Below are 13,271 nucleotides of genomic sequence, written 5' to 3'. Positions count from 1 at the left end.
TCACGCCTCGGAATGAAGGGGCTATCAGCTGTGGCGCGGATGACGGCGGACGAAGTCGTCGGCGATTTCGTCGAAGGTGACGAACTTGACCCCGGCGTGGCTCTGGATGTGCTCGATCAGACGCTCCAGCATCAGCAGCACTTGCGGGCGCCCGGAGACGTCCGGGTGAATGGTCATGGTGAACACGGCGTGTTCGTGCTCGCGGTAGACCCAGTCGAACTGATCGCGCCACATCTCTTCCAGATGGCGCGGGTTGACGAAGCCGTGGCTGTTGGGCGCCTTTTTGATGAACATCATCGGCGGCAGGTCGTCGAGGTACCAGTTCGCCGGAATCTCCACCAGATCGGTTTCCTCACCGCGCACCAGCGGTTTCATCCAGGTGTCGGGGTGCTGGGTGTAATCGATCTTGGTCCAGCTGTCGCCCACGCGCACGTAGTACGGATGGAAGTCGTTGTGCATCAGGCTGTGGTCGTACTTGATGCCTTTCTTGAGCAGCAACTCGTTGGTGACCTTGCTGAACTCCCACCACGGCGCGACGTAGCCGGTCGGACGTTTGCCGGTCATCTGGGTGATCAGCTCGATGGATTTGTCGAGGACGATTTCTTCCTGCTCGGGCGTCATGGCGATCGGGTTTTCGTGGCTGTAGCCATGCACTCCGATTTCGTGGCCGGCGTCGAACACGGCCTTCATCTGCTCGGGAAAGGTCTCCATCGAGTGACCGGGCACGAACCAGGTGGTGCGCAGACCGTAGCGCTCGAACAGCTTGAGCAGGCGCGGCGCACCAACCTCCCCCGCGAACAGGCCACGGGAAATGTCATCCGGCGAATCCTCGCCACCGTACGAACCCAACCAGCCTGCCACGGCGTCTACGTCGACACCGAAGGCGCACAGAATTTCTTTAGCCATCATCGTTCTCCAGCGGAGTTATCGGATTCTTGGTTTCGGGACGTGCGCAACGCCGCTTCAACAGCCAGCGCTGCGCGCAATAAACGTGAGTCTTCGCCACTCGGCGCGCTGATCAACAGGCCGGTGGGCAGGCCACGGGCGTCGCAGCCACTCGGCAGCGACACGCCCGGCATGTCCAGCAGACTGCCCGGCATGGTCAGGCGCAGCGTGGCCAGGTTGGTGCGGGTAAACAGGTCGTCGTCGCTCAGCAACGGCGCAAGCGGCGGCGCCACATGGGCCACGCTCGGGGTGATCAGAAAGGCGCCGTCGAGTTCGTCGCTCATCTGTTGCTGAAGCCGCTCGCGGGCGCTGTAGAGGTTGATCAAGTGGCTGGCCGGAAATGCCCGCGCCGCTTCAAGCCGGCGTCGTACGCGAGGGTCGAGTTGCGCGGCCGCCTCGCTGTCGAGCAAGGGCTGATGCAGGGCGTAGGCTTCTGCCGCGCCGAGCCAGCCTTGCTGCTGGATCAGATCAAGCGTGGCTTGAAACGCCGGCGAAGGACGCACCTCGATCAGCGCGCCCTGGGCCTGCATCGCGCTCACACAGCGCAGCAGGTTGTCCCGCACAGATGGCTCGACGCGGTCGTCCTCAAGAACAGCCTGATCGACCCGGTACCGCTGACCGGCCAACGGGCGCGGCAGCAAAGAGGTCGGTTTTGTGCGACCCCGCAGGATGTCGTCAATGGCGACCGCATCGCGCACGCTGCGGGTCAGCGGGCCGAGGCTGTCGAGGGTGTGCGCGAGGGGGAAGACCCCGTCGCGGCTGTAGCGGCGGCAACTGCTGCGAAAGCCCACCAGGCCGTTGAAGGCGGCCGGAATGCGGATCGAGCCGGCCGTGTCGGTGCCCATAGCGACAGGGACGATACCCGCTGCGACCGCGACCGCAGAGCCGGACGAAGAGCCACCCGGAATGCGTGGCTGGTCATGCCCGAGGGGATTATGCGGCGTGCCGAAATGGGGGTTCAGGCCCAGCCCCGAGTAAGCGAATTCACTGAGGTTGGTTTTGCCGACACTGACCATCCCGGCCCGTGACAGCAGGCCGACGCTCTGCGCATCCAGCAGCGCCGGCGCGTATTCACGGCGCAACGCAGCGCCGGCGGTGGTCGGGCTGCCAGCGAGATCGAACAAGTCCTTCCAGGCGATGGGCACGCCGTCCAGCGCGCTCGCCGGTTGCCCGGCCTTCCAGCGTGCCGCCGAGGCTTCTGCTTCGCGGCGTGCCCGGGGAGTGGAGAAAGAGATGAACACGTCATCGACGGCGGCAGCCTTCGCCAGCGCTGCGTCCAGGGCCTGCACCGGGTCGTTCGTCCCGTTGGCGAACGCTTCGGCCATTGCCAGCGCATCGGCGAGTGTCGGATCCGGGAAGCGAGCGTCGGACATTTCATCTACCCTTTAATGTACATATTTGGAGAATGTACATTTCTTAAAGGCAGAAAGCGTGCCAGAGTCTGAGTACCTTGATTCGCAGAGCGATGATTGCGTGGGCATGCGGGCCAAGAGCCCCGGGCTAGATACCTCGTCCAATTTTAAAGCACGAGGTGGTGCGCAGGACTGTAAGCGTCATCACAGGTATGCCATCAAGGATGGATAGTTATGCAAAGGTACGTTTTAGTGCAGAAAAGTAACAACAGCTCCAATACCGTGCGTTCTGCCGTGGCCCGCAGTGACGCGCTGTCTTGTGCGAGAATCCCCGCCCGCCTTCCGAGAAGTGTATGAAATCGATGTCCGCCGAGGATTCCCGCACTGCGTCCCGCTACGCCACGATCCGACAGGTCCTGCGCGATGCCATCGTCAACGGTGACGTGGTTGAAGGATTGGTGCTGCTAGAAGCGCCGCTGGCAGAGCTGTTCGGCACCAGCCGGGTGCCGGTGCGTCGGGCGCTGGATATGCTCCATGGAGAAGGCCTGATCAGTCGGTTTGATGGGCGCGGTTATCTGGTCAATCCCAACGGCAACGACGTACAGCCAGTGCGCCTGGCTCTGACCCATCATCAGCTGGGCCTCGATAGCAGTGAAGAGCTGGTGGACACGCGTCCCCTCGGCGAACGGATCTTCGAGGAAATCGGTGCGGCGTTATCGACCTGTATCGCCTTCGGTCATTATCGGCTCGATGAGCAAATTGCCGCCGAGCACTATGGCGTCAGCCGGGCCGTGGTGCGCGAGGCGCTGATGCGTCTGCGTGACCGGGGGCTGGTGGAGAAGGAGCCTTACTCCCAGTGGCTGGCCGGCCCGCTTACCGCTCGGGAAGTGACCGAGGATTACGAGCTGCGGGCCTGCCTCGAGCCAGAAGCACTGCGCCAGACCGCGCCAAGCCTGAGCCGGGACGACCTGGCCGCCATGCTCGCGCGGGTTGAAGCCGCGCAAAATAATCCGCAGTGCAGCCTGGCAGACATCGAGCGACTGGAAGAAGACCTGCATCACCACTGCCTGGCGGGCATCAGCAACCGCAAGATTGCCACGCTGATCCGCCAAGGCCAGAGCCCGATGATCATCAGCCGGATTTTCTACAGTCAGTTGGGCATCGGCCCCGACGAAGCGATGCTGGCCGAGCATCGGCTGATCCTCGAATTACTGCTGCACGGCGCATTCGATGCCGCTGCACTGAACCTCAAGGAACACCTCAACCGTGCCCGTCAGCGGATGCTGCAGCGGCTGAAAGTCTTGTCGGTACTGCCTGAACAGCCCGTCCCGGCGTATCTGACCCGACTCAGCTGAAGAAGCGGGAATGCGCAGAGTAGGACCGGCTTTAGCCGGGAAGGCGTCAGGGGCAACACCGCAAAATTGATGGCGCACACACCGGCCCCTTCCCGGCTGAAGCCGGTCCCACTGAGATCAAAAGCATCCCCCACTGACACACCGCGCCCAGTTAGTGGGACCGGCTTCAGCCGGGAAGGCGTCGGGTGCAACACCGCAAAATTGATGGCGCACACACCGGCCTCTTCCCGGCTGAAGCCGGTCCCACTGAGATCAACAGCATCCGCCACTGACACACCGCGTCCCTTTAGTGGACTGGCTTTAGCCGGGAAGGCGTCGGGTGCAACACTGCAAAATTGATGGCGCACACAGCGGCCTCTTCCCGGCTGAAGCCGGTCCCACTGAGATCAAAAGCATCCGCCACTGACACACCGCGCCCCTTTAGTGGGACTGGCTTTAGCCGGGAAGGCGCCAGCGGCAACACCGCAGAATTGATGGCGCACACACCGGCCTCTTCCCGGCTGAAGCCGGTCCCACTGAGATCAAAAGCATCCGCCACTGACACACCGCACGTGTTTAGTGGGACCGGCTTCAGCCGGGAAGGCGTCGGGTGCAACACTGCAAAATTGATGGCGCACACACCGGCCTCTTCCCGGCTGAAGCCGGTCCTGCCAATCAAAAGCAGCCGACACCGAATCAGCAGCGTCCGCCTGAAATCACTCGGCCACCCACGACCCACCCAGCGCTGCCTGCAGCTGAACACTGGTGATCAACTGCGTGGCGACCAGATTGAGCAGGGTCTGGCGTTCGTTCAGGCTGGTGGCCTGGGTGGTGGCGACGTCGAGGTAGTCGATGACGCCGGCTTCGTACTGGTCGCGACTCACCGCTGCGGAATCTTCCGCCGATTGCGCGGAGTTGCGGCGTGCTTCCAGCTCCGGCTCCAGGGTGCGCAGTTCGACCAGGTAATCCTCGACTTCGCCCAGACCGGTCAGCACCGTCTGGCGATAGGTCGCGACGGTGGCGTCGTAGGCATGACGGGCCTGTTCGACGCTGGCACGGGTGGCGCCAAAATCGAGAATCGTGCCGGTCAGGCTCGGGCCGATCGACCAGAAGCGGTTGGGCAGCGAAAACAGGTTGCTCAGGGTGGAACTCTGGTAGCCGCCACTGGCGCTCAGCGTCAGGTCCGGGTAATACGCCGCCGTTGCAACCCCGACCGCGGCATTGGCAGCGGCCATTTGCCGTTCGGCGGCGGCGATGTCCGGGCGACGTTCCAGCAAGCGACTGGGCACACCCAACGGCACGGCGGGCACGTGGTACTGCCAGGCCGGGTCTGCGGCGAGGGAGAAGTCCGCCGGCGGTTTGCCCATCAGCAACGCGATGGCGTGCTCGTACTGGGCGCGTTGCCACTGCAAGTCGAGCATCGAGGCCTGGGCGCTCTGCAATTGGGTTTTGCCCGTCGCCAGGTCGGCCCGCGAGGAGATCTGCTCGTCGTACTTGTTCTGGATGATTTGCAGGTAACGCTCGTAACCGGCAATGGTCTCGCGGTACAGCGCGATACGCCGGTCCAGCAGGCGCAGCTGGAAGTAATCCTGCGCCAGGGACGATTGCGCGCTGAGGGTGGCGTTGGCCAGGTCGGCAGCGCTGGCCTGTGCGCTGGCACGGTCCTGTTCGTTGGTGCGGCGCAGTCTGCCCCAGATATCAGCCTCCCAACTCAGGTCCAGGGTGGCCGAATGCACCTTGCTCACACCCCCTGCCCCGCTGGACGACGAGCCGCTGGCGGACTCGCTGCGGCTGCTCGCCCCGGTGCCGGTCAACGTCGGGAATTCTTCGGCGCGGGACTGACGCACCAGCGCCAGGGCCTGTTGGTATTGCGCGGCGTAGACCGCGACGTTCTGGTTATTGAGCTGCACCTGGGACACCAGCGCATCCAGTTGCGGGTCCTGATAAAGCGCCCACCACGGCCCCTTGGGCAACTCGTCCTGGGGGCTCGCCGCCTTCCAGCCCCGGGCTTCCTTGAAGGTGGCGGAGATCGGCGCACTGGGTTTCTGGTAGTCAGGGCCAACCATGCAGCCCGTCAACAGGGTGCCGGTCAGCAGCAGAGCGATGGACAGACGGGACGGCAGCGCAGCGTTCATTCATTCAACCTTGTCAGTCAGCCGGGCACGTGAGTGCGGCGGATACGCGTGTGCCAGAAACGCCGCGAAGAACGGCTCAGGCGATCGAGATAGAGGTACACCACCGGGGTGGTAAACAGGGTCAGCAACTGGCTCAGCACCAGACCGCCGGCAATCGCCACGCCCAGCGGCTTGCGCAGGTCAGCGTCGCCGCCGCTACCAAGAGCCAGGGGCAAGGCGCCGAAGAAGGCCGCCAGCGTGGTCATCATGATGGGCCGGAAGCGCATGCGGCAGGCTTCAATGATGGCTTGCTCAGGCGACATCTTGCGGTCGCGCTCGGCCATCAGGGCGAAGTCGATCATCATGATGGCGTTCTTTTTGACGATGCCGATCAGCAACAGAATGCCGATCAGGGCGATGACCGTCAGTTGCATGTTCACCGCCTTGAGCAGCAGCAAGGCGCCGACTCCCGCCGACGGCAAGGTCGACAGAATCGTCAGCGGGTGAATGTAACTTTCGTACAACACCCCCAGCACGATGTACACCGCGAGCAAGGCCGCGCCGATCAACCACGGCATGCTGGCGGCGAGCGCGGCGTAAGCCTGAGCGGTCCCGGCAAATCCGTACTGGATATCCCGGGGCAAGCCGACCTTGTCGACGGCCGCATTAATGGCCGCCGTGGCCTGCTCCAGAGAGACGCCGTCCTGCAGGTTGAAGGCAATGGTGCTGGTCGCCGATTGACCCTGATGCGCCACGGCCAGCGGCGCATTGTCCGGGCTGAACGTAGCAAACGCGGTCAGCGGCACTTGCTGGTTATCGGCGTTGATCACGTACATGCGGTCGAGCATCGTCGCGTCCTGGGTGTACACCGGGTCCAGGCCCATGATGACGTGGTACTGGTTCAACGTTTTGTACAAGGTCGCCACCTGCCGCTGGCTGTAGGCGTTGTTCAGCAGGTTGTCGATGTCGCTGACGCTCACTCCCAGCCGGCTCGCGGCGGCACGGTCGATGTGCAGTTTCATCTCCTGGCCGCCGGTCTGGGAGTCCGAGTCGATACCGGTCAGTTGCGGCAATGCCCGCAGCGCCGCCTCGACCTTCGGTTCCCACACCCGCAGCAGGTCCAGATCATCGGCCTGCAGGCTGAACTGGTAGGTGGCGTTGGCGCTGCGCCCGCCCACACGAATGTCCTCGGCGGGCATCAGAAACACCTGAATCCCCGCCACCTTGTTGTTCGCCCGGGTCAGCCGGTTCGCCACCGCTGCGGCGCTGCTGGTGCGCTGCTTGTAGTCCTTGAGCCGAATGAAGAAGTCGCCGGTGTTGCGCGACCCGGCCCGCCCGCTGCCCGTTGACGACATCACCGCCTCGACGTCGGAATCGGCCGCCAGGTCATGGGCGATCTGCAGCAAATGCGGCTTGAGGGCCTGGAATGAAATGTTCTGGTCAGCCCGCACGGCGCCCATCAGCACACCCGTGTCCTGGGCCGGGAAAAACCCTTTCGGCACCGTGGCATAGAGGTACACGTTGAGCCCCACGGTCAGCAGCAGGCTGAACATGGTCAACAGCCGATGGCGCATGACCCAGGCCAATGCCGTGAGATAGGCGCCCTGCATCCGCGCAATGCCGGCTTCAATCCAGCGATAAAGCCGCGGCTCGCGGGCGTCGTGGGCGGGCTGGCGCAGCAGCAGGACACAGAGCACCGGCGTCAGGCTCAGAGACACCAGCATCGACAGGCCCAGGGCGATGCTCAGGGTCACGGCGAACTCCCGGAACAGCCGCCCGACGATGCTGCCCATCAGCAGGATCGGGATGAACACCGCGATCAGCGACAGGGTCATGGACAGCACCGTGAAGCCGACTTCTCGGGTGCCCATCAGCGCCGCACGCAGCGGACGCATGCCTTGCTCCTGATAGCGGGCGATGTTTTCCAGCACCACGATCGCGTCATCCACCACAAAACCGGTGCAAATGATCAGTGCCATCAGCGACAGGTTATCGAGGCTATAACCCAGCAGGTACATGATCGAGCAGGTGCCAATCAGCGACACCGGCAGCACCACCGCCGGAATCAGCGTCGCGCGCAGGTTGCGCAAAAACACGAAGACCACGGCAATCACCAGCAAGGTGGCGATCAGCAGGGTTTCTTCGGTGTCATGCAGGGACGAACGCACGGTCGGGCCACGGTCGATGACGCTGATCAGTTGCACATCACCGGGAATCTCCCGCTGCAACTCGGGCATCAGCGCCTTGATGCTGTCGATGGTCTTGAGCATGTTGGCGCCGGCCTGGCGGGTCACGCCCAGGGTCACCGAGGGCTGGCCGCTGTAATAGCCGCCGACGAAGGTGTCTTCCACCGAATCGTAGACGTTGGCCACATCGCGCAGACGCACAGCGGCGCCATTCTGATAGGTGATGACCAGGTCCTGGTAATCGCTGGCCTTGTCGATCTGGTCATTGCCGTCGATGACCCAGCTCTGGCCCTCGCCCTGGAGAATGCCTTTCGGCTTGGCCTTGGTGGCGTCGTTGATCGTCTGCCGCACGGCCTCCAGGGAAATGCCAGCGTGGTTGAGCAGGTTGGGCTGAACGTCGATGCGCACGGCCGGCAAGGCGCCGCCCCGCACCGACACCTCGCCCACGCCGTTCACCTGGGCGATCTTCTGCTGCAACTTGCTATAGGCCAGGTCGTAGAGCTCACCGGGGCTGCGCGTCGATGAGGTCAGCGCCAGCATCAGCACCGGCGCCTCGGACGGATTGGCTTTGCGGTACGTGGGCAGCGACGGCATCGAACTGGGCAGCAAGCTGCGCGCGGCGTTGATGCCGGCCTGCACATCCCGGGCGGCGCCATTGATGTCGCGATCCAGCTCGAACTGCAGAATCAACGTGGTCGATCCCTGGCTGCTGGTGGACGTCATCTCGGTGATGCCGGCGATCTGCCCGAGACTGCGCTCCAGCGGCGTGGCCACCGTGGCGGCCATGGTTTCCGGGCTGGCACCGGGCAGCGAGGCGCTGACCATGATCGTCGGGAAATCCACCTGGGGCAGCGGCGCCACCGGCAACAGCGTGTAACCAAGAATCCCGGCCAGGGTGATGCTCAGGCTCAGCAACAGCGTCGCCACCGGACGGCGGATAAACAGCCGAGACAGATTCATGGTCGCGTACTGCTCTGATCACCATTCCGGGTGCTGCCCCGATTGCTGCCCCGCGTGAAGCGTGCCCTGGCCCGCTCGGACAGGCGATCAAACATCAGGTAGATCACCGGCGTGGTGAACAGCGTCAGCACCTGGCTGAGCAACAGCCCGCCGACGATCACCAGCCCCAGCGGTCGACGCAGTTCAGCTCCGGCCCCGGTGGCGAGCATCAGCGGCAACGCGCCGAACAGCGCCGCCAGCGTGGTCATCAGAATCGGCCGCAAGCGCAGCAGCGCGGCCCGGTGAATGGCGTCCCGGGCGTTGAGGCGCTGATGCTGGCGACCCTCCAAAGCGAAGTCGATCATCATGATCGCGTTCTTCTTGACGATGCCGATCAACAGCACCACGCCGATCAGCGCGATCAGGCTGAATTCGGTGCCGGTCAGCAGCAACGCCAGCAAGGCGCCGATCGCCGCCGAAGGCAGCGTCGAGAGAATCGTCACCGGATGGATGAAGCTCTCGTACAGCATGCCCAGCACGATGTACATGGTGACCAGCGCCGCCAGGATCAGCCACAGCGTGTTGCCCGTGGCGGTCTGGAACGCCTCGGCCGCGCCCTGGTAACGCAGGGTAATGCTGCTCGGCGCGTTCAGCTCGGTCATCACCTCGCTGATGGCCTGTTGCGCCTGCTCCAGGGAATAGCCGTCTGCCAGGTTGAACGACACCGTCACTGCCGGGAACTGGTCCAGGCGGCTGAGGGACAGCGAACCGGTGCGTTGGCCGACCTTGGCGATGTCCGTCAGGCGCACCATTTGCGCCGAGGTGCCGGTGGTGGTGGTCGAACTGGATGACGTGCTCTGGGTGGAGGTGCTCGAAGACGTGCCCGATGTCGTGCTGGCTGTCGTCGTGGCAGAACCGGTCGCCGCCGCCAGGTAGATGTTGTCGAACGCCGCCAGGGATTGCTGGAACTGCCCCGGCACCTGCAGCACCACGCGGTACTGGTTGGACTGGGTGAAAATGGTCGATATCAGGCGCTGACCGAAGGCGTTGTACAACGCGGTATCCACGTCGGAGGCGCTGATGCCGTAGCGCATGGCGGCCGCCCGGTTCAGCTCGACGTACGCCACCAGGCCCTGGTCTTGCAGGTTGTCGACGACGTCGCGCATTTCCGGACGGTGCTGCAATTTCTCGATCAGTCGGGGCGTCAGCGTCGACAGATTCGCGCTCTCCGAGTCGTCGAGGGTGAACTGGTACTGGCTCGGGGTCAGTTGGTCATCGACGGTCAGGTCCTGGGACGACACCAGATGCAGCTGAATGCCGGACACGGCGCTGGCGGATTTCTCAAGCCGGGTGATGACTTGGGTCGCGGTGTCGTCGCGGTCGTCGAAGGGCTTGAGGCCGATCTGCAGGCGGCCGTTGTTCAGCGAATCGTTGCTGCCGTCGACGCCGATGGTGGACGACACCGACTCCACGGCCGGGTCCTGACGCACCACTTCCACCAACGCCTGCTGACGACGGGCCATCTCGCTGAACGAAACATCCTGAGAGGCACGGGTGAAGCCCTGAATCAGGCCGGTGTCCTGGGTCGGGAAGAATCCTTTCGGCACTATCAGGTAGAGAAAGCCGGTGAGCGCCACAGTGCCGACAGCCACCAGCAGCGTGAGACGCTGGTGATCGAGCACCCACACCAGACCCGGGTCATAGCCGTTCAGCACCTTTTGATACTGGCGATCGCCCCAGGCGGCGAAGCGGCCCTTTTCGCCTTCGGGCACATGCCGCAACAGGTGCGCGCAGAGCATCGGCGTCAGGGTCAGTGACACGACCATCGACACCAGAATCGCCACCGCCAGGGTGATGGCGAACTCGCGGAACAGCCGACCCACCACGTCGCCCATGAACAGCAGCGGGATCAGTACGGCAATCAGCGAGAAGGTCAGGGAAATGATGGTGAAGCCGATTTCCTGGGAGCCTTTCAGCGCGGCGGCCATGGGCTCTTCGCCCTCCTCCAGGTGCCGGGAAATGTTCTCCACCACCACAATCGCGTCGTCGATGACGAAACCGGTGGCGATGGTCAGCGCCATCAATGTCAGGTTGTTCACGCTGAAGCCGGCCAGGTACATGATGCCGAAGGTGCCGATCAGCGACAGCGGCACCGCGAGGCTCGGGATCAGCGTCGCGGTGAAGTTGCCGAGGAACGCAAAGGTCACCAGCACCACCAGGCCGATGGACAGCAGCAGCTCGATCTGCACGTCCTTGATCGAGGCGCGGATGGTCTGGGTGCGGTCGCTGATGACTGTCAGCTTGACCGAGTCGGGCAAGGCCGTTTGCAGGGTCGCCAGCTTCTGCTTGATGCTGTCGACCACGTCGATGACGTTGGCGCCCGGCTGACGCTGGACCGCGATGACAATCGCCGGTTGCCCGTTCGCCGTAGCCCCCAGGTACTGATCCTGCGGCGCTTCGGACGTGGTCGCGACATCCTTCAGACGCAGCGCCGCCCCGTTCTCGTAGGCCAGCACCAGCTCGCCGTACTCAACCGCATCGCGCAGCTGGTCGTTGGCGTCGATGGTGATGGAGTGGGACGGGCCATCGAAGCCACCCTTGGAGCCATTGACGTTAGCGGCGTTGACCTTGTCGTACACATCTTCCAAGGTCAGGCCGTGGGCCGCCAGGCTGGTGGGGTTGACTTCGATCTTTACGGCGGGCTGCTGACCGCCGGCCAGGCTGACCATGCCGACGCCGGAAATCTGCGAGAGCTTGAGCGCCACACGGGTGTTGACCAGGTCCTGCACACGGGTCAGCGGCAGGCTGTCCGATGTCGCCGCGAGGGTCAGCACGGCGGTGTCGGCCGGGTTGACCTTCTTATAGGTCGGCGGGTTCGGCAGGTCGGTGGGCAGCAGGCTGTCGGCGGCATTGATCGCCGCCTGCACTTCCTGTTCGGCGACGTCCAGCGATAAATCCAGGGAGAACTTCAGGGTAATCACCGACGCCCCGGCCGAACTGGTCGAGTACATCTGCGCCAGCCCTGACATCTGCCCCAACTGGCGCTCCAGCGGCGCAGTGACCGCCGAGGCCTGCACGCTGGAGCTGGCGCCGGGGTACAGCGTGGTGACCTGGATGGTCGGGTAGTCCACTTCCGGCAGCGCCGAGGTCGACAGCAGGCGATACGCGAAAATACCGGCGAGCATCACCGCGAGCATCAGCAGCACCGTTGCCACCGGGCGCTGGATAAACAGTCTTGAAGGATTCATGGGGCAGCGTTGCCGGCAGCCGGCTGCGTGGCGCTGGCAGGGGTTCTGGATGCGGCTACATCCGCGCCGGCCGGTTTGTCCGCCTCAATGGTCACCGTGCTGCCGTCACGCAAATGATCGATACCTCGGGTGACGACCTGATCGCCCTTGTCCACGCCCTGGCTGATCACCGTTTGCTCGCCGAAGACCGGGCCGACCTTGACGCTGCGGCGGGCGACCTTGCCGTCTTTCACTACATACAGAAACTCGCCGTCGCTGCTCAATTGCACGGCGGCCGACGGCACCACCACGGCGTTGTGCAGGGTGTCGGTGGTCAGCTTCACGTTGACGAACTGGTTGGGGTAGAGCTTCTCGGCGGGGTTATCGAACAGCGCCTTCAGCTTGATGCTGCCGGTGGTGGTGTCGATTTCGTTGCTGATGAATTTCAGCGCGCCGTTGGCCAGCGGCGTGTTGCCCAACTGATCGAGGGCCTGCACGCTCAGCGGCTCGCCCTTGCGGACCTTGGGCAGCAGGGTCGCCAATTGCGCCTGGGGCAAGCTGAAGGTCACGGCGATCGGGTTGGTCTGGGTCACGGTGACGATGCCGGTGGTGCTGCTGGACGAAACGATGTTGCCCGGATCCACCAGCCGCAGGCCGACGTAGCCATCAATCGGCGAGACGATTTTCGCGTACAGCAGATTGAGTTTCGCCGCATCGATCTGCCCCTGATCCGCCTTCACGGCGCCGGCGTACTGGCCGACGGTGGCGATCTGCGTGTCCAGGTCCTGCTTGGCGAGGGAGTCCTTGGCGAACAGTCGCTTATAGCGTTCGGCGGTCAGTTGCGCGCTTTTCAGCAGCGCCTGATTCTGGGCCATGTCGCCCAGGTATTGGTCCAGGGTGGCCTGGTAGGCACGGGGGTCGATCTGCGCCAGCAACTGGCCTTTCTTAACGTACTGGCCCTCGGTGAAATACACGGCCATTAGCTCACCGTCGACCCGACTGGTCACGGTGACCGAGTAGTTGGGAACGACCGTGCCCAGCGCCTGCTGAATCACCGGAACATCCGCCGTACCGGCCGTGCCCACTGCGACGCTGACTGCTGCGTTGGGGTCCGCCATGCCCGGCCCACCGTGGCGACCACCGGGTCCGGCGGAAACAGTCGCGCCAGCATCGG

General features: G+C 63.9%; 7 protein-coding genes. 1 reads left to right on the top strand and 6 read right to left on the bottom strand.

The features are described 5' to 3' along the window. Positions 1-24: 24 nt before the first annotated feature. Positions 25-906: a polysaccharide deacetylase family protein gene (locus ACYASU_RS23030; RefSeq protein ID WP_346628983.1), complete on the bottom strand. Its 882-nt coding sequence runs from the start codon at positions 904-906 to the stop codon at positions 25-27. After that, on the bottom strand, positions 906-2,318 hold the full coding sequence (locus tag ACYASU_RS23025; RefSeq protein WP_463584179.1) for an amidase: 1,413 nt from the start codon (positions 2,316-2,318) through the stop codon (positions 906-908). Before ACYASU_RS23025 ends, ACYASU_RS23030 begins: the two co-directional genes overlap by 1 nt. 332 nt (positions 2,319-2,650) lie before the next feature. On the opposite strand from ACYASU_RS23025, the gene ACYASU_RS23020 reads away from it, so the two are divergent. Further along, a complete protein-coding gene (locus ACYASU_RS23020) occupies positions 2,651-3,652 on the top strand; it encodes a GntR family transcriptional regulator (RefSeq protein WP_346628981.1) in 1,002 nt (333 codons plus the stop codon). Positions 3,653-4,347: 695 nt separating this feature from the next. On the opposite strand, the gene ACYASU_RS23015 is transcribed toward ACYASU_RS23020, so the two are convergent. From ACYASU_RS23015 to ACYASU_RS23000, 4 genes are read right to left on the bottom strand one after another with little or no spacing between them, the layout of a single operon-like run. Continuing rightward, complete coding sequence (locus tag ACYASU_RS23015) at positions 4,348-5,766, bottom strand: efflux transporter outer membrane subunit (RefSeq protein ID WP_463584178.1); 1,419 nt, start codon at positions 5,764-5,766, stop codon at positions 4,348-4,350. A gap of 17 nt (positions 5,767-5,783) precedes the next feature. Beyond that, complete coding sequence (locus ACYASU_RS23010) at positions 5,784-8,891, bottom strand: efflux RND transporter permease subunit (RefSeq protein WP_463584177.1); 3,108 nt, start codon at positions 8,889-8,891, stop codon at positions 5,784-5,786. Beyond that, entirely contained in the window at positions 8,888-12,118 is a 3,231-nt protein-coding gene (locus ACYASU_RS23005; protein WP_463584176.1) for an efflux RND transporter permease subunit, read from the bottom strand. Before ACYASU_RS23005 ends, ACYASU_RS23010 begins: the two co-directional genes overlap by 4 nt. Then, positions 12,115-13,215, bottom strand: a complete 1,101-nt coding sequence (locus tag ACYASU_RS23000; protein WP_244655918.1) for an efflux RND transporter periplasmic adaptor subunit — start codon at positions 13,213-13,215, stop codon at positions 12,115-12,117. The genes ACYASU_RS23005 and ACYASU_RS23000 overlap by 4 nt, the downstream gene beginning before the upstream one ends. Between the last annotated feature and the right edge of the window lie 56 nt (positions 13,216-13,271).

It is taken from the genome of Pseudomonas sp. HP_12 (genome assembly GCF_055283955.1).
Note: the sequence above shows the minus strand (reverse complement) of the source record. Positions and strands in the feature narration are given on the sequence as shown.